Origin of the sequence: Aeropyrum camini SY1 = JCM 12091 (assembly GCF_000591035.1) — an archaeon.
Lineage (GTDB): Archaea > Thermoproteota > Thermoprotei_A > Sulfolobales > Acidilobaceae > Aeropyrum > Aeropyrum camini.
This window is the reverse complement of record NC_022521.1, coordinates 1,189,368-1,206,818: the sequence shown is the minus strand read 5'-3', so window position 1 is coordinate 1,206,818 and position 17,451 is coordinate 1,189,368. Positions and strand designations below refer to the sequence as shown.

At 57.8% G+C, this 17,451-nt stretch carries 23 protein-coding genes; 13 read left to right on the top strand and 10 right to left on the bottom strand.

The annotated features are described in order from the left end of the window. Positions 1–27 precede the first annotated feature (27 nt). A complete protein-coding gene (locus tag ACAM_RS06350; RefSeq protein WP_022541992.1) occupies positions 28–267 on the bottom strand; it encodes a hypothetical protein in 240 nt (79 codons plus the stop codon). Between the two features lie 77 nt (positions 268–344). Between ACAM_RS06350 and ACAM_RS06345 the strand changes: the two genes are divergently transcribed. Then, positions 345–560, top strand: coding sequence for a hypothetical protein (locus ACAM_RS06345; protein ID WP_062662649.1), 216 nt, complete (start codon positions 345–347; stop codon positions 558–560). Positions 561–629: 69 nt separating this feature from the next. Here ACAM_RS06345 and ACAM_RS06340 read toward each other — a convergent pair whose 3' ends face one another. Beyond that, a complete protein-coding gene (locus tag ACAM_RS06340) occupies positions 630–869 on the bottom strand; it encodes a hypothetical protein (RefSeq protein ID WP_022541991.1) in 240 nt (79 codons plus the stop codon). 117 nt (positions 870–986) lie between these two features. Here ACAM_RS06340 and argF point away from each other — a divergent pair, with 117 nt between their 5' ends. Then, positions 987–1,931, top strand: a complete 945-nt coding sequence (gene argF / locus ACAM_RS06335) for an ornithine carbamoyltransferase (RefSeq protein ID WP_022541990.1) — start codon at positions 987–989, stop codon at positions 1,929–1,931. Between the two features lie 5 nt (positions 1,932–1,936). Here the strand turns inward: argF and ACAM_RS06330 are convergent, their stop codons facing one another. Further along, positions 1,937–2,272, bottom strand: coding sequence for a thioredoxin domain-containing protein (locus ACAM_RS06330; protein WP_062662647.1), 336 nt, complete (start codon positions 2,270–2,272; stop codon positions 1,937–1,939). 131 nt (positions 2,273–2,403) lie between these two features. Between ACAM_RS06330 and prf1 the strand changes: the two genes are divergently transcribed. Beyond that, a complete protein-coding gene (prf1, locus tag ACAM_RS06325) occupies positions 2,404–3,525 on the top strand; it encodes a peptide chain release factor aRF-1 (RefSeq protein WP_022541988.1) in 1,122 nt (373 codons plus the stop codon). Here prf1 and ACAM_RS06320 read toward each other — a convergent pair. Then, complete coding sequence (locus ACAM_RS06320) at positions 3,522–4,082, bottom strand: nicotinamide-nucleotide adenylyltransferase (protein WP_022541987.1); 561 nt, start codon at positions 4,080–4,082, stop codon at positions 3,522–3,524. The genes prf1 and ACAM_RS06320 overlap by 4 nt on opposite strands. Positions 4,083–4,128: 46 nt before the next feature. Here ACAM_RS06320 and ACAM_RS06315 point away from each other — a divergent pair, with 46 nt between their 5' ends. Next, the gene (locus tag ACAM_RS06315) at positions 4,129–4,476 is read left to right on the top strand and encodes a hypothetical protein (RefSeq protein ID WP_022541986.1); all 348 of its coding nucleotides are present in this window, start codon (positions 4,129–4,131) and stop codon (positions 4,474–4,476) included. Here the strand turns inward: ACAM_RS06315 and ACAM_RS06310 are convergent. Together ACAM_RS06310 and ACAM_RS06305 are read right to left on the bottom strand one after the other, a co-directional pair. Beyond that, positions 4,471–4,707 carry a hypothetical protein gene (locus tag ACAM_RS06310; RefSeq protein ID WP_022541985.1) on the bottom strand — a complete coding sequence of 79 codons (237 nt, stop codon included), beginning with the start codon at positions 4,705–4,707 and terminating at the stop codon, positions 4,471–4,473. The two genes, ACAM_RS06315 and ACAM_RS06310, sit on opposite strands and share 6 nt — an antisense overlap. 94 nt (positions 4,708–4,801) lie before the next feature. After that, positions 4,802–5,386, bottom strand: a complete 585-nt coding sequence (locus ACAM_RS06305) for a GNAT family N-acetyltransferase (protein ID WP_022541984.1) — start codon at positions 5,384–5,386, stop codon at positions 4,802–4,804. 239 nt (positions 5,387–5,625) lie between these two features. Here ACAM_RS06305 and ACAM_RS06300 point away from each other — a divergent pair, with 239 nt between their 5' ends. Genes ACAM_RS06300 through ACAM_RS06285 form a run of 4 tightly spaced genes read left to right on the top strand, consistent with a single transcriptional unit; the run spans position 5,626 to position 7,439 of the window. Continuing rightward, complete coding sequence (locus ACAM_RS06300) at positions 5,626–6,432, top strand: nicotinamide mononucleotide deamidase-related protein (protein ID WP_022541983.1); 807 nt, start codon at positions 5,626–5,628, stop codon at positions 6,430–6,432. Next, a complete protein-coding gene (locus tag ACAM_RS06295; protein WP_022541982.1) occupies positions 6,398–6,616 on the top strand; it encodes a hypothetical protein in 219 nt (72 codons plus the stop codon). Before ACAM_RS06300 ends, ACAM_RS06295 begins: the two co-directional genes overlap by 35 nt. 38 nt (positions 6,617–6,654) lie before the next feature. Next, positions 6,655–7,071: an iron-sulfur cluster assembly protein gene (locus ACAM_RS06290; protein WP_022541981.1), complete on the top strand. Its 417-nt coding sequence runs from the start codon at positions 6,655–6,657 to the stop codon at positions 7,069–7,071. Between the two features lie 44 nt (positions 7,072–7,115). Next, positions 7,116–7,439, top strand: coding sequence for a hypothetical protein (locus ACAM_RS06285; protein ID WP_022541980.1), 324 nt, complete (start codon positions 7,116–7,118; stop codon positions 7,437–7,439). Here ACAM_RS06285 and serS read toward each other — a convergent pair. The 3 genes from serS to ACAM_RS06270 form a co-directional block, all read right to left on the bottom strand. Then, a complete protein-coding gene (serS, locus tag ACAM_RS06280) occupies positions 7,436–8,848 on the bottom strand; it encodes a serine--tRNA ligase (protein ID WP_148706453.1) in 1,413 nt (470 codons plus the stop codon). The two genes, ACAM_RS06285 and serS, sit on opposite strands and share 4 nt — an antisense overlap. Before the next feature lie 164 nt (positions 8,849–9,012). After that, complete coding sequence (locus ACAM_RS06275) at positions 9,013–9,513, bottom strand: Snf7 family protein (RefSeq protein WP_022541978.1); 501 nt, start codon at positions 9,511–9,513, stop codon at positions 9,013–9,015. A 71-nt stretch (positions 9,514–9,584) separates the two neighbouring features. Beyond that, positions 9,585–11,702 carry a hypothetical protein gene (locus ACAM_RS06270; protein WP_062662639.1) on the bottom strand — a complete coding sequence of 706 codons (2,118 nt, stop codon included), beginning with the start codon at positions 11,700–11,702 and terminating at the stop codon, positions 9,585–9,587. 174 nt (positions 11,703–11,876) lie between these two features. Between ACAM_RS06270 and ACAM_RS06265 the strand changes: the two genes are divergently transcribed. The 5 genes from ACAM_RS06265 to ACAM_RS06245 all read left to right on the top strand — a co-directional run bounded on the left by ACAM_RS06265 (position 11,877) and on the right by ACAM_RS06245 (position 15,948). Next, positions 11,877–13,229 (top strand): cyclic 2,3-diphosphoglycerate synthase, encoded by a 1,353-nt coding sequence (locus ACAM_RS06265; RefSeq protein ID WP_022541976.1) that lies wholly within the window; start codon positions 11,877–11,879, stop codon positions 13,227–13,229. A gap of 29 nt (positions 13,230–13,258) precedes the next feature. After that, a complete protein-coding gene (locus ACAM_RS06260) occupies positions 13,259–14,206 on the top strand; it encodes a carbamate kinase (protein ID WP_022541975.1) in 948 nt (315 codons plus the stop codon). Positions 14,207–14,358: 152 nt separating this feature from the next. Beyond that, positions 14,359–14,952, top strand: coding sequence for a zinc metalloprotease (locus ACAM_RS06255; protein ID WP_022541974.1), 594 nt, complete (start codon positions 14,359–14,361; stop codon positions 14,950–14,952). 133 nt (positions 14,953–15,085) lie between these two features. Then, positions 15,086–15,415 carry a hypothetical protein gene (locus ACAM_RS06250; RefSeq protein WP_022541973.1) on the top strand — a complete coding sequence of 110 codons (330 nt, stop codon included), beginning with the start codon at positions 15,086–15,088 and terminating at the stop codon, positions 15,413–15,415. Between the two features lie 179 nt (positions 15,416–15,594). After that, positions 15,595–15,948: a hypothetical protein gene (locus ACAM_RS06245; protein WP_022541972.1), complete on the top strand. Its 354-nt coding sequence runs from the start codon at positions 15,595–15,597 to the stop codon at positions 15,946–15,948. A gap of 1,066 nt (positions 15,949–17,014) precedes the next feature. Here ACAM_RS06245 and ACAM_RS06235 read toward each other — a convergent pair. Then, positions 17,015–17,413, bottom strand: coding sequence for an SCP2 sterol-binding domain-containing protein (locus tag ACAM_RS06235; protein WP_022541970.1), 399 nt, complete (start codon positions 17,411–17,413; stop codon positions 17,015–17,017). Between the last annotated feature and the right edge of the window lie 38 nt (positions 17,414–17,451).

Genomic DNA, 17,451 nt, shown 5'->3' with positions numbered 1-17,451 from the left:
GAGGGGAAATACGTGTGCCACGACCGGCTACCTGCATAGCCTCTCGACAACTATCCTTAAGGCGGCGTTGTAGGCTTGGGGTAGGCAGTTCTGGGGGACGAATATGATTGTGGAGCTGCCTGTTATGGCGAGGTCCTCTACGGCCTCTACTATGTAGGCCACCGGCGGGCCCTCTACCCCGGGGAAGAGGGGCCTCCCATTCTGGGTGCCCCCTATCACCGCTACTTTGCAGCCCTCCTCCACCAGGTAGTCTCTTATCTTGTACACGGACGTCAGGTCCTCGGGGGGGTCTATGTTCGGGAGTACTATGGCCGCCCCCCCCGGGTATGGGGTTCGCCGTCCCTGTGTGGACCTTTAAGACTCTGGAGAGCGTGGCGGCGAGCTCCCTCCCCCTGCCTGTCGTCTGGAAGCCCCGGCCAGCCTTCTCCACTAGCCCCAGCTCGGACATTATCTCCAGGAGGGTCCTGGTGGAGGCCTCGCCCAGGCCCAGGAGCCTAGCGAGCCTCTGCCTCCCCATCCTCTCGCCCTCGAGTAGGCCGAGGGCCCTGGCGGCGTGGTAGGCTGTGAACGTCGGGGTGCCTCCCTTCCTGGGCCTGGCCATCTCTAGCAGCGATTTGAGGAGTATACACTCACTCCTCCCAAGCATCCTCAACAGCCTCCAGCTCGAACCCCAGCTCGTCGAGGAGAGAGACGAGGTCCTGGGGGGAGACGTCCCTCCTGAGGAGGGCCTGCCTAACCCTCTCCCACCTCGGGGTTACCCTTATCCCGAACTCCTCCCACAGCCACTCAGCCACTATCCGGGGCTCGACCCCCCACTCCTCCAGCCTCTTGACAAGCCTCTCCTTCACAACCCTCTCGCTAGGCGCCAACCCCTCGCATCCCAGTATTGTAGAGGCGGTGCTCGGCCCCCTTATCCAGAGCGGCCCGGCCGCGGGGCACCAACATAACCTCCGGAGGGGTACTTAGGCCATTGTGGTGTGGAAGGGTTGAGCCTTCACAGGCTTAAGGGCAGGCACCTCCTCTGGCTGGCGGACTACACTGGCGAGGAGATAATGCATATGATAGAGTTGACGCTGGAGATGAAGCGCCGCTACTACTCGGGTGAAAGGGTCATACCAGCTCTCCGGGGGAGGAGCGTCGGCCTGCTGTTCGAGAAGCCGAGCACGAGGACAAGGATAAGCCTGGAGGTGGCCGTCGCCCAGCTAGGGGGTCACACGGTCTATATGACGCCGGGTGAGACCCAGCTCGGCAGGGGGGAGACTATAGCCGACACAGCCAGGGTACTCTCGAGGTATCTGGACGCGATAGTTGCAAGGGTTAGGAGCCATGCCACCCTGGAGGAGCTGGCGAGGCACGCCTCAATACCGGTTATAAACGGGCTTAGCGACCTCACCCACCCCCTCCAGGCTATAGCGGATATGGCTACCATACTGGAGAAGAAAGGTAGGCTCGCTGGGGTTAAGCTCGCGTTCGTCGGGGACGGGGCTGACAACGTGCTACACAGCCTCCTCCTCGCAGGCTCGAAGCTGGGGCTCCACATATCAGTAGCCACACCACCCGAGATAAGGCCGGACGAGAGGATACTCTCCAAAGCCCTAGAGGCCGCCCGGGAGAGCGGCGGGTCTGTGGAGATTGTGAGCGACCCTTACGAGGCCGTCAGGGAGGCTGACGTCGTCTACACCGACGTGTGGGTCAGCATGGGGCAGGAGAGCGTTGCGGAGGAGAAGGTTAAGCTGCTCAAGCCGTACCAGGTCGACGCGAGGCTTATGGAGGCGGCTGGCGGCGGGGCTATATTCATGCACTGCCTCCCCGCCAAGAGGGGCCAGGAGGTGACTGACGAGGTCATAGACGGCCCCTGGAGCGTTGTGTGGGACCAGGCCGAGAACAGGCTGCACGCCCATAAGGCTGTGCTCTCCCTGCTAATACCCTAGTGGCCCTATGCTAGGGCCTCCTCGACGACATCCCACACGGCGTCGTCGAACACGGGGAACCCGGCTGGCCCCAACCCTCCAGCGGCCTCCAGCATCCTGAACACGCCGTCGACAACCTCCTCTATACTCGGAACCCTGCCCTCCGCCAGGACGACGCCGTCGACAATCAGCACAGGCAGCCCCCGGGACTGGGACTCTAGGCTGTCGGAGGGTATCTCCACAACGCTAACCTCAAGGGGGACTCCATACTCCCTAGCGAGTATCGCGGCGGCCTCCCTCACAACCCTCTCCGCCAGCCTCCCCCTCCAGTCTATACCCACGTAGATGGTCGCCTCTACCATGCCCGACCCCGAGGATATATAACTCTGCACCCCGTTAAGCAGGGTGTGCCGCTGTAATACACATGCAACCCTGGGGCGCCGCTGGTGTTTAAGAATCTCTAAGCCAACACTTTAGGTTTAGGGGTATCAGGTTGAGTCAGGGTAGGCTTGAGGAGAGGCTCACCATATCTAAGAGGGAGCTGGCGAGGCTGTTGAGGGAGCTTAAAAAATGGAGCGCCCCCGCCACCGTGCTCCTGAGCCTCTACATACCGCCGGGCAGGCCTCTCAGCGACGTGATGACGCTGCTGAGGCAGGAGTATAGTATAACGGATAACATAAAGCTGAAGAGGACCAGGCAGGCGGTTAAGAGGGCCCTCTCCGCCGCTATGGACAGGCTGCAGATGCTGACCTCGACCCCGCCCAACGGCCTGGTGATCTTCTGCGGGGAGGACATGTCGACCGGCAAGTTCGAGTGCTTCATGTTCAGCCCCCCAGAGCCTATAAGGGTCTTCTACTACAGGACCGACAAGAGGTTTATAACAGACTTTCTCGAGGATATGGTGGAGGATAACAACGCCGTCGGCATAATAATTGTGGAGAGGGACCAGGCCACTATAGGCCTGTTGAAGGGAGCCAGGCTCGAGGTCCTCAAGGAGCTGGAGGGTTTCGTGCCGGGCAAGCACAAGATGGGCGGGCAGAGCCAGAGGAGGTATGAGAGGATTATAGAGCAGATGGTAGACGAGTTCTTCAAGAAGGTTGGCGAGGAGGCCAGCAACCTCCTAGTCCCCCTGGTTGAGAAGGGAGTGTTGAAAGGCGTGATAGTTGCGGGGCCGGGTCTGGCTAAGCAGGAGTTTGTTGAGGGCAACTACCTGGACTACAGGCTCAAGAAGATACTGGCCCCGGAGCTGGTGGACGTGGCCTACCAGGGGCTGCAGGGGCTTAAAGAGGCTGTCATGAAGGCTGAGAAGGTTGTAGAGGCGCAGATGTATAGGGACGCTGTCAACGCTATGGAAGAGTTCAAGCTGCACCTAGCCAAGGGGACGGGCATGATAGTATATGGGGAGAAGGATGTCGAGGCGGCGCTAGAGATGGGGGCGGTGAAGACGCTCCTCATACACGAGTCTAGGGAGGACCTGGAGGAGTGGGCGGAGAAGGCTAAGAGCTCGGGGGCACAGGTCATAGTGGTGCCGGAGAGCCTGGCGGAGGCCGAGTGGTTCCTAAAGACCTTCGGCGGCCTGGCCGGCATCCTGAGGTTCAGGATATCGACGGTCTAGTCGGAGGCGAGGGACCACCTTATCCTCTCCACGCCGCCTATCTCCTCTATAAACCTCGCCGTAGAAGGGGTTACAGTGCTCCTCCACCTCTCGTCGCCCCTTGCTATCCACATCCTGATCTTCTCCCCCCTCCACTCGTCGCGGTTGAATAGGGGCGGCCTCTCCACGTTGACCCCCGCGTCTAGGAATATCTTGGCTATAACCGGGTTCCTCGTGAGTATAGTGTCAACCCGGGGGACGTAGGATAGGACGTAGTAGACGCTGCCTATACTTGTCTCTAGGGTTCTGATTGTCGCTGTTATAGCCTTCTCGAGCGGGAGGCCCGCGTCGAGGAATGAGAGCCTGATCATCTCAATCCTCTCCCCCGCTGTGAAGGGGTTCCTGGGCGTGTAGTTCTCTGAGGCCATGCCGACGAGGAACACTATCTCCTCGTAACCCCTCTCGAAGGCCCACTTAACTATAGACAGGTGTCCCTTGTGGAAGGGCTGGAACCTCCCGAATATAAGAGCCCTCAACAGCGCCACACCCTCCAACGCCCCATGCCTGGCGCTCGACAAACACTATTTACCCCGCAAACCCGATAACCCTCAGGGGGTGGAAGACTTGGCTACGGCTAGAGAGGCGTTCGAGGCTAAGAAGCTGGCGGCTAGGTACGGCATAGTCGGTAAAGTGGCCGCAAGCTATAGGATGGCGGGGTATGAGGTGGACGTGATGGACGGTAGTGCAGAGGCCCCAGCGCACTTCAAGGCGTGGCGCCGCGGGGAGAGCCTGGTCGTTAAGGTGTATCAGAAGAGTGGTAGGGTGCCCATATCCGTGGTGGAGGAGCTTGCCTCAGCCTCTGGAGACTCTAAACCCGTTCTAGTTCTCTACGGGTCCGGGCCCAAGCTAACCTCCGAGGTCCTGGAGAAGGCTAGGGAGCTGGGGGTCAGCATAAGGAGGTTCAGGTCATAAGCCTCCTGGACCCCAGTCCCTGCCCTCCATCTTAGCAGCCATCCTCCTGAAGGGACAGTCCTCCCAGTGCCTCTCACACTTCTCCACCGACACCGAGGGGAGGGGCCTCCCCAGTACCTTGCAGAAAGCAATGTACTCTCCCCCTCTCTCCCGCACCTCGAAATACTCGCAGCCGCTTCTCGGCCTCCTCCTTAGGACGTATATGCGGGGATAAACTATCTTCTCGCTCACCCCTAGCCAGACCCCCGTGGACACCCCACAGTTATACATGGCTTCTGGGGAGTTATAGGCCTCTAAACCTGGGTGTCAGCCGGAGATGGCTGGGCTAGGCTAGCCTGTATTTCCTCTCCATCCACGGCTTGTAGCAGATCTCCCACCACACGTCCTTGTAGTCGTCGGGCACAGCTTTTGACAGGGTCTCCAGGGTTACCCACTCCCTCCCCTCTTTGAGGGCTATGAGGTCCTCCTCGTAGCTGCAGGTGGCGTGGTGGATGGCCGCCACAGCCTCCCACCCTACGATGTCGGCTAGCTCGTAGTCGGCCATAACCCTATAGCCTAGGCTCTGGAACATTCTAGCGCTGGCTGTGTTGCGCAGCTCTATGGTGGCCACGTAGAAGTGGGGGGTGCCGAGCTTCTCCTCGCAGGACGACACCAGCAGCTTGCCCAGCCCCCTCCCCCTAGCCCTCGGCAGGACTACTACGTAGTATATGACACCCAGCTCAACCCTGGCCTCAGCCCTGTAGCAGACCACAGCCCCCGCCTCCTCGCCGCCTAGCCTAGCGACAAGCCCCACCGCCCCCTTCAGCCTCTCGAGAGCCGCCCTCGCGTAGTATCCATGATATCGGCCCATAACCCTCGACACTATATCGGCGGCCAGGCCGGGATCCTCAACCACTTCTACACCGGCCACTGCTAATCACCCGATCTCCAACGCCAAACATCAACTCTCCAGCCACCGGGCTTTAGAGACCCTCCTTGGGAGACAGGGGCTCCCGGCATGTATAGCCCTATGCGGGGAGCCTCCATATCCTGAGCCCTAACAGCGGAGTTTCTAAGGTGTGAACAGCTTTCGACGGGTTAAGCTGCTCTCCAACGTTATTTGAACGTTTGTGGGTGGAATGCTTAATATAGTGCTTGGTGGTGCAGGGTTTGGGGGAGTATCCTAGGGCTTGGATAGTGTCTGTGGGTAACGAGCTTCTCATAGGGAGGACTGTGAACACGAACGCCGCGTGGCTGGGCAGCAGGCTAACGCTACTGGGCTTCGACGTGGAGAGGGTTGTGACTGTGCCGGATAGGGTTGAGGATATAGCGGAGGAGGTTGAGAGGGCTCTGGGCCGGGCGAGGGTTGTGATAACAACCGGCGGGCTGGGGCCGACCTATGATGACGTGACGCTCGAGGGCGTGGCCAGGGCTCTGGGCCGGGGGCTCAAGCTCCATCCGAGGGCTCTGGAGATGGTGCGGAGCTTCTACTCTAGGAGGGGGCTCGGGCTTACCGAGGATAGAGTTAAGATGGCTATGCTACCCGAGGGAGCCGAGCCTCTGGATAACCCTGTTGGCGCTGCGCCCGGCGCGGTTGTTGAGGCCAGGGGCACTCTAGTCGCCTCCCTCCCCGGTGTACCGAGGGAGATGGAGGCGATGTTTGACAGGTCTCTGAGGCCGCTTCTAGAGGGCATAGCCCCGCCCGGCGCTGTGGTTGAGTGCGGTCTAACGGTGAGGGGCGTGCCCGAGTCGTCCCTAGCCCCCTATATAAAACGGGCTTCGAGGGTTTCCAGGATGGTGTATGTTAAGAGCCACCCCCAGGGGTCGGAGCTTGGGGAGCCCGTGGTGAGGGTTAGGGTGCTGGCTAGGGGAGCTACTGAGGAGGAGGCGAGGGCGGAGGCTTTGAGGGCCCTGGAACATGTTAGGAGGGGGGTTGAGGAGCTTGGCGGGATTATCTCCGAGGAGGATAGTTGCTGAGAAGCTCCTGCTCACCGCGGCTATAGTCGTGGCGGGGCTAGCTATAGTGTTAGTGGCTGACTCTAGGGAGTCGCTGCTGCTCATGGTCCTGGGGCTTGTTGTGATAGCGTTAGCACCCTTCCTGAGCCTGGCTATAGTGGTGGCGAGGTTTAGGAGGGTTGTTCGGGGAGGGAAAAGGGGATAACCCCCGCTTTTTAACAGTTGTTAAAATGGGTGTTTGAAATGTCGGCAGAGGAGGGGGGCGGCCAGCCCAGGATAGTTTTAGAGGGGCCTAAGGAGCTGCTCGACAGGATCGTCGAAGCCTTGAAGGAGGTCTACGACCCTGAGATACCGGTTAACGTGTATGACCTTGGCCTCATATATGAGGTGAGGGTTGAGGGGCCCAGGGAGAGGCCGAGGATCAAGGTTAAGATGAGCCTTACCGCGATAGGATGCCCCGTCAGCGTAGCCCTCCCGGCGTATGTTGAGGACGCCATAAGGGAGGCCGTGCCGGAGGCTGAGGACGTCGAGGTCGAGGTGGTCTTCGACCCGCCGTGGACGCCGGAGAGGGTCACCCCCGAGGGTAGGGAGCTCTTAAAGACTATATACGGCTACGATATTGTGGAGCAGTGGAAGAGGGCCGCCCAGCAGCAGTATTGAGGTTAAACGCCGCCAAACACACCAGTAGAGAGGGGTAGAGCCGCGTGTCGGGCGGCGACGTTAAAGAGCGTATACTGAGGCTTATAGACGACAGCGAGAACACCTGGCTGAAGGCCGCATTCTACGGCGACCCCAAGGTGTCGGCTATTCTGGAGAGGCTGTTTGAAGCCTGGGAGTCAGCCGGGAGGCAGGGGATGCCTATAGACTATGCGACGAGGGAGGAGCTTGAGGACCTGGAGAGGGCGGCAGTGAAGTACGCCTCCATGTCTGAGGCTGAGCTGCAGATGATAGCCTACGGTAGGATAGCTGGAAGTGACGAGGGCCTCAGCCTGGCGAGGTTTATCAGGAGGCTTCTGGGCCTCGACTAGGCGGGCGGCCTCTTCCTAGGGTGTATCGCGTCTGTGGGCGCCCTCTTAAACACCTCTAGGTAGCGCCTCAGGACCTTAGGTATAGCGACAACACCATCCTCATCCTGGAAGTTCTCCAGTATAGCTGTTATAGTGCGGGTGCTGGCTACCGCCGTCGCGTTGAGGGTGTGAACGTAACCCCTCTCCATCCCCTTCCTCCTAACCAGCCTGATGCCGAGCCTGTAGGCCTGCCAGTCTGTGCAGTTGCTGGCGCTAACCATCTCCCTATACCTACCCTGGGCGGGCATCCAGGCTTCGAGGTCGTACTTCTTTATGGCGCAGGCCCCGAGGTCTCCCGAGGCTATGTTGACAATCCTGAACGGGATCTCAAGCCCCATGAAGATTTCTTTCGCATTTCCTATCAACTCCTCATGCAGCCTGCTACTCTCCTCGGGGAGGCTGTAGACGAACTGCTCTACCTTGTGGAACTGGTGCACCCGGAATATACCCTTCAGATCCCTGTTGCCAGCGCCCGCCTCCTTCCTGAAGCAGGGGCTGACCCCTACAAGCTTGAGGGGGAGGTCTTCATCGTATATCTCTGAGTTGTAGTATAGGGCGGCCAGGGGGTGCTCAGCCGTGGCTATAAGGTAGAGGTCCTCGCCCGCGATCTCGTATATCGCGTCCTTGAACGTCTCCAGGTCGATGACCCTGCTCATCACGTTATACCTAAGCATGTAGGGGGGTAGAACCAGTATGTAGCCTCTGCTAGTCATAAAGTCTATCGCATACATCAGCAGGGCGAGGTCTAGGAACACTAGGTCCTCGAAAAGGTAGTAGAACCTAGAGCCGGCCACCTTGGCAGCCCTCAACGTGTCCCCTAGCCTCAGCACCTCCTCCATCATGTCAGCATGCCCACGCGGCCTCCAGTCTATCACCTCGTATTCCACATTGAAGCCATAGGCCTCCGTCTGCTCCCTAAAAGAGTCGAGATGGCCCCTCCACACCCTAGGCCTCCCCCAGAACTCCACAGGCCGCGTAGCAGTCTCATCGCCCACGGGGACGTCCAGGGCCACTATGTTGGGGAGGCTCAGTAGAGCCTCCTCCCTCTCCCTCTCAACCTTTTTCAACATCTCCTCAAGCTCCTCCCTCTCCCTCAAAAGGCTCTTAGCCTCGGCTATCAGCCTCTCCCTCTCCTCCCTGCTACCCGCCTTCGCAATCATCCTGGTTATCTCATTATGCCTCCTCCTAACCTCGTTAACCCTTGTGAGCAGCCTCCTCCACTCAACGTCCAGGCTATAGGCCCTGTCAACTATAGCAGGGTCCATAAGCCTCTTGCGGACGTGCTCCTTAAGAGCCTCAGGGTTGCTCCTGAGTAGCTCGAGAATACTCCAGCCAGCCACCCCATACACCCGAGAGGAGGGTCTACACATGGGGAATTAAAACCATTATTAGAACACGGGAAACCCCCCCAACCCCGTAGGCAGTTCTATAGCCTCCGGCCGCACTAGAGTCTAGGGTGGTGGATGAGGACTCCTAGCCAGGGGGAGGCCCTCAGCGGGGGCTCGTGAACGGTGGACCACAGTCCGACGCCTTGCTACTGTAAGCCCTGCCTCTCTCCCATCCTCCTTGAGGCGGTGTCGCCAGCCCGCTTCTCCGCCTCTCTGAGGATCTCTCTGGCCTGGGGTGAGAGCTTCTCCGAACCCAGGCTCGACTCCACGATCGTATCTTGGGGGATTGCCTGGGCTAGGCTCTGCTCTATGGTTGTGAGGAGGGATGTGACGTCGGGAGGGAGGTCTTGCGCCTGTTTCACAGCCTGTTTAACAAGCTCGTAAGGCAGTTTCATGAGGTCCTCAACCGCCTCTATGGAGGGTTGTAGTGTTAGTATGGTCTCTAGCCTGAGCCCTATGGCCTCCAGTATATAATCTATATATTCCAGCCTTGAAGCCAGCTTGCCAGCGTCCTCGCTGTCTAGCATGTATAGCCTGCTCTTGTAGACTCTCAGCTTTAACCTAGCCTGCCTTACAGTGGCTAGAGCCTCAACTATTTCCCTCCTTCCACTACTCCTCCTGCGCCCCCTTCCAAGCCAGAACCGCAAGGTAGAGGTAGCCCCGGGGGTGGTGTTTGTTGTGTCGAGGTTAAAACGTGTAATACCTCTCCCCTGGAGCCCTAGCCGGTCCATACATAAACAGCCGCTATTTCAGCGTAGAACTCTATCCTTTCGGCCGTCTCGGATAGTATCTGGGGGCACACCATGGAGATGACCTTGGGGGTGAAGGAGTAGGGGCGCTCCGCTGTGAAGACTGGCTGGAGCTGGCCTCCCCCTGTTGGAGTTGGAGTGAACACTGCTAGTAGGGGTGAGGGTGTTCCGGCTATGAATCCGCAGCCGCTGCCGAACACTGTCTCCTCTCCCCCTAGCCTGGAGACCGCGTCCGCAAGCAGCTTGACCAGGAGTGTTTTCTGTACCCTTTGAACGTTCTCCGCTGGCTCGCCTGTGAGGCCTGGGAACATTTCGACTCTGAGCCCCGGGGACACTATTCTCGAGGCCCATGGCGTCTGGAAGGGCGAGGCAACGCTCTCGTCAACCATCTCGCCAGCCTTTAGAAGGGTGAAGAGGCTGTTCATGTCGTAGACTCCGTTAACTATGAAGTATACCCCCGCCTCTTGGAAGGACTGCGCCACCGGCCTCGGGTAAAGGGCAAGCAGGTTGTTGTTGATGTCGTAAATACCCAGGAACCCCTCGAACACCACTATGTACACGCTACCCGGCTCCAGGGATAGGACGTCCCTCAGAATATAGTTAGCCCCACCCTCCGTTCCAGCCAGAACTCTCGCGACGTCGAACGCACTATCTACGAAGCGGACGTTAGCACCCGATTCTATGAGGGGCCTGTAGATAGGGTTGGCTATTACTGTTGCACCGCCCCCCGAGCTGTTGAGGGCCTCGATTACTGGGGGCCATGGGCTCGGGGCGCTGGTTGTTATGCTTAGCGAAGTCGGCTGGTAGCTCTGGAACGCGGCGTAAACGCTATGGCCTAGGTATGCGGTGGAGAGTATAAGCGCTATGAGAAGCGAGAGTATTATTACTCTCCCCATCTCATCCTCCCTGCTCGAGAGCCCGACGCGTTTTAGAGCGTTTACAGCATAGGCGGAGAGGGCGGCTAGGGCCACCACCGCCTGGGGGGCCATCTCGCTGTTGAAGCGGGAGTAGATGACGGCTGCCGCCAGCGATGCCAGAAGCGAAACAGCCAGGACCTCCTCGCCGCCGAGAACGCCCGAGGAGTAGAGTCTGTAGGCAACGTATAACATTCCGGCGGCTGCGAGGACTGTCCAGAGCGCGGACTCCCTGAGAAGCCCTTCAAGACTAGCCGGACTGGCCGTCGCACCTAGTATGGTGTCGGCCGCCGGGGGGGCTAGATTCAAAGCGGCCTCAACCTCTGGAGGCGCTCCAGCAACTCCTGCCAGGAGGGCGAAGATAGACATTGTGATGGCTGCTGTAGAGGCCCAGAACCCCATGGGGGGCTTGGCTAACCCTGCTGCGGCCGCGGCCGTTACAAGAGCCGCCAGGATAAGCATTGCCAAGTCGAATGTTAGGCCGTACTCCCAGAGACTTCCGGAGAGGAGGCCGCCTACGAGGAGGCCTCCCGCCGCGGCAAACGTCCCCCTAGCAGCTCTAGCATCGCGGGATACTGCTGTTGCGGTAAGAAGAGCCGCGGTGGCGGCGGCCGAGTATCCGTTAGCTGGCCATACAAGGCCCGCTGCTAGGGCTGTGGCGCCTGATGCAACAGCCCTACCCTGGATAGCTAGTGCAACGGCTGTGAGGGCGAGGGAGAGCCCCAGCATTGCGAGGGTCCCATCGTATAGCCGGCCAGCGACGGTCACGGCATATATGGTGGGGGATAGGGTGTACAGTATCGAGGCTAGTATAGCGCCGACGGGGCTCCTACCCGCGGCCACATAACCCACGTAGGCCACGGGTATAAGGCCGGCCAGCCAGAGGATGGGCGGCAGCAGGGAGGCGAGGAGTTTAGCCTCGACGAGGGGCTCAAGCATGGATACCAGCTCTGGGAGGGCGGCGTTGCTGAACTCCTCTACACCGCGGGCCGCCGCCACAAGCCTCCATCCATCCCCCGTGCCCGGGCTAGTTACAACCTCTAGCGACGGGGAAACCCTGGCTAGGAGCCCTACTCCGCCTAGAACGCCTATTACCAGGGATGCTATGAGGGGCATAAGCTCTGCTGTACGGCGCTCCAACCTGCTGAGAAGGCTCCGAGGGGTTGTGCTCAATCTCCGCACCTAATCTGGGAATCGGGTTCAAGGCGGGTTCTTAAATTACTTGGGCTTGACCTAGAACTCCCAGGCGTGCGACTTGGACACTTGTGTAACTGTTACTGTTACAACTGTTTCTAGAATATAAGAGCTTGGATACTGTTGTATCAAAACTCCAGGCTGGTGTTTACGATGCCCGGCTCGCCCACTAGGGTTGTCATACTAGGAGCTGGTGGGAGGGACTTCCACAACTTCAACGTTATGTTCAGGGACAACCCTTCATACAGGGTCGTCGCATTCACAGCCGCCCAGATCCCCGGGGTTGCTGGGAGGCGATACCCGCCGGAGCTTGCTGGCAGCCTCTACCCCTCCGGCATACCGATCCTCCCAGAGGATGATCTGGAGGAGATTATTAGAGACCAGGCTGTAGACCTGGCTGTACTGGCCTACAGCGATCTGAGCTATGAGGATGTGGGTAGGATAGCAAGCAGGGTGCTATCCGCGGGGGCTAGCTTCAAGATCATCGGACCCCGGGAGACTATGCTTCTCACGTCTAAGCCCGTTATAGCCGTGACTGCCGTGAGGACCGGGGCTGGGAAGAGCAGTGTCTCCAGGGCTATAGCCAGGATTGCTAGGGAGAGGGGCTATCGCATAGTGCCCGTGAGACACCCCATGGTATATGTTGCCATAACCCCTGATATAGCTGTTCAGAGGTTCGAGTCGCTGGAGGACCTCGATAGGTACGGTGTTACTGTTGAGGAGAGGGAGGAGTATGAGGCTTACATTAAGATGGGCTTCACGGTCTACGCTGGCGTAGATTACGGCGCCGTACTTAGGGAGGTGGAGAAAGAGTCCGACATAATACTGTGGGACGGGGGCAACAACGACCTACCCTTCTTCAAGCCCGACTTCATGATAACTGTCGCCGACGCCCTGAGACCAGGCCAGGAGGTTGGGAGTTTCCCTGGAGAGGTTAACGTAAGGCTTGCAGACGCGGTTATAATAAACAAGGTCGACAGAGCCCCTGAGGAGAGTGTCCGGAGGGTTGAGGAGAACATAAGGAGCGTTAACCCTAAGGCTCTCATATCAAAGGCTGTGAGCGAGGTGGAGGTCGACAATCCTGACTTGATAAGCGGGAAGAGGGTTGTAGTGGTGGAGGACTCCCCCACAGTCACCCACGGCGGGGCCCCCTACGGCGCCGGATACGTTGCGGCGGAAAAGTACTCTGCAGCCGAGATAGTAGACCCCCGCCCCTACGCTAAGGGGGTTATAGCAGAGATGTACAATGAGTACCCCCACATGGGCCCCGTCGTGCCGAGCACAGGCTATACCCCGAGCCAGCTCAGGGATCTAGAGGAGACTCTCAACAGCGTGCCTGCAGACGTTATAGTTTCGGGCACGCCCATAGACCTGGAGAGACTGCTGAACCTTAACAAGCCCGTCGTTAAGGTTAGATTCGCGGTTAAGATAGTGGAGGGACCCACTCTAGAGGAGCTAGTCGATATGTTCCTGGAGAGGGTGAAGGATAGACTGCCCGCGAGATAGCAGAGGGGCTCCAAGATAGGTGGGCCTCTGTGGGCGGAGGTAACCTGGCTGTTATAGCCCTGGGTGGCAACGCCATAGCCGGCCCCGGAATGGATGTGAGCGTGGAGGGCCAGAGGTCAGCGGTTAAGAGGGCCTCTTCAATAATAGCAGACACCCTTTCTAGCGGGTGGCAGGCTATCATAACGCACGGTAACGGGCCCCAGGTTGGTTACCTGTCAGAGGCTTTCGAGGCTCTCCCACCCGAGAAGCCCAGGCAACCCCTCTACATAGCAACAGCCATGACGCAGGCATGGATAGGGTTTCTGCTTAAACACTCTCTCGAGGAAGAGCTAAGAGCGAGGGGTATGGAAGCGCTGGTGCCGGTGGTGATCTCTAGGGTACTGGTCGATGCAGGCGACCCCTCCTTCAAAAACCCCTCCAAACCCGTAGGCCCTATCTACAGCAGGGAGGAGGCCGAGGAACTCTCTAGGATGTATGGCTGGGTGTTTAAGAAGGACCCGCGAGGCGGCTTCAGGAGAGTAGTGCCCAGCCCCAAGCCGCTGTCAATAGTCGACATAAACCTTATCGCCAAAGCCAGCGCAGAGTCTCCGACGGTGGTGGCTCTGGGTGGAGGCGGTATACCGGTGGTGAAGGGGCCTGGAGGTTCCCTGGCGCCGGTTGAAGCAGTTGTGGACAAGGACCTGGCCTCCAGCCTGCTCGCGACCCAGATCAACGCCGATCTGCTAGCCATATTGACGGATGTGCCCGGAGTCGCCGTGAACTATGGCCGGGAAGACGTGAGGTGGCTTAGAAGGGTGAGGGTGCATGAGCTGAAGAGGTATCATAGCGAGGGCCACTTTCCACCGGGGAGTATGGGACCCAAAGTCGAGGCCGCCATAAGCTTCGTCGAGTCTACTGGGAAGCCGGCCGTCATCGGGAGCCTGGAAGAGGCCCGCCGGGTCCTCACTCTAGAGGCCGGCACTATAGTGACACCATAATAAACCCGCTGCAGACAAGGGATAGAGGGCCGGAGAGGAGCGGGCGTAGCAGCGTCTTGCAGCATAAACTCCAGATATGTCTGCTGGCCCCTGGATGTTTTGGAGCTGGATATTTCGTGTTTGTGCATCACGGCTGTGGAGGTGGCTAGGACTTGGGTTATGGCGGCTTTAGGAGTTTTGACAGGATGCTCAGCATCGAGATTGAAGAGCCCCTTTCATGGGTACTCGGGCTGGCTGCAGTAGCCTTTGCGTGGGGTAGCTGGGATATTCTGAACCCTCGGTTCTTCGTCTCGCCAGACTTTGTAGCCGTGTTCCTGGGCTTCGTGCTCCACGAGGCTGCCCACAAGCTGGTGGCGATAAGAATGGGCATGAAGTCAGAGTTCATAGCCTACGGGCCAGGCCTGCTGATAACGTTTCTCTCGGGGCTCGTGCCCTTTATAATAGTGCTTGCGCCTGGCTATGTGAGGAGCATACACACTGGCTGGACGCACCCTAAGGGCTTCCTATATTCTGTGGCGGCGGGGCCGGCGGTCAATATAGCCATAGCCCTCGGCGCCGCTATCATTCTTCAGTTCTCACCAGCCTATATGGCAGCCTACCTGAGGGCGATTTTGGACCTTAACGCTTGGTTCGCCTTCTTCAACCTGCTACCGGTGCCCCCACTGGATGGTAGCAGGATATTCAGGGTAACCCCCACTTGGTGGGTGGTTATGCTAGTCTCCTCTATACTGCTGCTAGCCCTGTAGACCCGCCAGCGGCAGCCGGGCGTGTCCAGCGGGGCTTAACACTCTATTTTTGAGGATAGGTATAAACAAATAATTGATATTTCGATTGGAAAACAGAATATTTAGACGAGTAGGGCCTGGGGGTGGAGTATATATGTCGAACGGGGCTGGTACTGGGCAGGAGGAGTTCGAGGGTGTTGAGAAGGGCGAGGAGTCTCCTAAGAAACAGTGGGTTGTGAAGATGATTAAGAGTGCTAGGAGGTATCATAAGCTCTGCCCATACTTCGACAAGAAGACGGGCCAGTGCCTCCTCTACCCCACTGTTGTTGGGGGGCTTGGCAAGTGCGATAGGGAGGGTAGGTATGAGAACTGTCCGATCTTCATAAAGTTCCTCGAGAACGCCTACGACACGTACACCCGCAGGAAGAAAGTATTGCCGAGGGACTTCCAGGACCTTGTGAACCAGGTTTTCCTCCTAATGTAGCCAGGCGTCCCGCTGGGGGGTAGATAATTCAGCCTGTTTCCCGGAGTTTTTAGCATATACCCAAGCCTAGCCCTCCCTTCCACATTATTAGCCTGAGCTTGTGGAATCGTTATTTACGAGGATAGCCTTCAGCACCGGCCCCTTGTAGGCGCCCTCGGCTGGAGGAGGTGCCGGCGGTAGTGGCTGGGATTACTCCTGTAGAGGTTGAGGCTTTGATTGATGTGGTGGAAGACGTCATATTGAAGCTTGAGAAGCTCAAGCGAAGACTGGGCGACCAGTATTCAGGGCAGGTTAACAAGTGGATATTCACCTTCGCCTATATAAGGGAGGGTTTGAAGAGCATAGCCGAGAAGCTTGAGGAGGGGAGATACATATCCGCGTCGAGTGAAGCGTGCGAGGTGGAGAGGCTGGTGAACGCTAGGATTATCAGCCTGGATGAGAACGACGCTATAGGTAGCTCGCTTAGGGGAAGCCTCGCTGCTGTTAGGGGTTTTGTTTCGAGGCTCTGCGGTGACAGGGGCAGAGACGTTTAAGTGTTGTGGGCTGCAGCGTTCTTCGGGGGCGTTGGAGGCCGTGCCTCGAGCCCCCAAGAGGGGCCTGGTGTGGATGGGATGCCTATGCCTTTGGCCTCCACAGCTTCATCCCTCATAACCCTCAGGTAAGGGTTGTGGGAGGCTGGTAGCCGTTCACCCGAGCCGTGTTATCATATATCAGGTTATGAAACTATATCACTGTATTAGGCATGGGTGGGGTCATCATGGTCTCCCTTGGGCAAGCTATGGGAGCTGTGCTCCCCTCACCCATCCGAGGGGCACCAACACATTCATTAAACTTTAAGTTTTATGGGGCTTAAGCCCCTTGAGTGAAATGTGTCTTGCGCTAAGGTTACCGTTTGATGCATGTTGTAGTGGAGCTAGACTGCTATTGGCTACTGCCTGTTTGTTTAGACGCGCCGTTCTTCATCTACACGAGCTTATCCTAGAGGAGAAGACTCTAATAACATCGCTCATAGCTTTGAAGAGAATGTATAGGAGGCGTTTGCAGAAAATACTGCCTAATCGTAGATATGTTGATGGAGCTATCACCCTAGTCTACTCTATCTATGAATCCGCTCAGGCGCTGAATGTACCATTTAACGAAGTAGAGTTCGGGAACTGGCTATTATTTCAGCAGAGTGAGGGGGAGCATCCATGTAGAAACATAACACTAGAGTAGTTGATAGAATAGTTATGAAAGCACCTATGTACAGTATTGAGGTTGAATATGTGAACCCTAAAGGGACAACTCATTCCAGAGAACATGACATAATAATGAGGAGGTATGGCTTAGATAGGCATTCAACATCAGCCTACCTGATAGCCCTACGTGGCATAGAAAGACATGTTTTGATACAGAGAGTTACAGTCTAATGTTTCTGCCCCCACCGGTTTAAACAAGATGGAGCGGTGGGGGACAAACGGCTTTGGACAGTACTATATTTTTTGAATGTAAACTATTTTACAATCCGGGATGAGCGGGCAGGTCTCGGCCTCTACTGAGCCTGTGATGAGGCTTTAGGCCTGCGACCCTCTGGCTAGTGCGTTTCTACAAGGGGCGGGGTTACTGGCTGGCTACGCCCACACTCTGCGCCACGGAGACCATGGCTATGGCGGCTGCTGAATAGCGGAGTATTAGGGAGAGGTCTCCCTTCTCTATCCTCAGCCTCCTTGATAGAAGCGCAGTTAATGGGTTAACCTTTCCGTTTATCACGTCGAGCCAGTCGCTCAGCTTACCAGAGATTATCACGGGAGCATCGGCCCTGCTAGCGTCGTCGAACCACTCGACTCCGAGACACCTGCCATCCTTGAGGTCTAGTATAAACCCAGGGCCCATGTCGCTTATTTTGAAGAGTATAGGATGCTTCCAGCCTCTGGCTGCACTCCTATATTTCTCCGAGGAGTCTAACGCCTTGCAAAACTCTTCCGCCCACTCCCTGCTTGGAAAACTAGGCCCAGCCACCCCGACTACCCCCGAGAGCCGTCCGAGAAGCTGGCGTC

Bases quoted from the DNA above. Each gene is read 5' to 3' on its own strand.
- ACAM_RS06290 (WP_022541981.1), top strand. From the start codon at position 6,655: ATGTCGGCAGAGGAGGGGGGCGGCCAGCCCAGGATAGTTTTAGAGGGG.
- ACAM_RS06330 (WP_062662647.1), bottom strand. From the start codon at position 2,272: ATGGTAGAGGCGACCATCTACGTGGGTATAGACTGGAGGGGGAGGCTG.
- ACAM_RS06265 (WP_022541976.1), top strand. From the start codon at position 11,877: ATGCCCGGCTCGCCCACTAGGGTTGTCATACTAGGAGCTGGTGGGAGG.
- serS (WP_148706453.1), bottom strand. From the start codon at position 8,848: ATGTGTAGACCCTCCTCTCGGGTGTATGGGGTGGCTGGCTGGAGTATT.
- ACAM_RS06250 (WP_022541973.1), top strand. From the start codon at position 15,086: ATGTCGAACGGGGCTGGTACTGGGCAGGAGGAGTTCGAGGGTGTTGAG.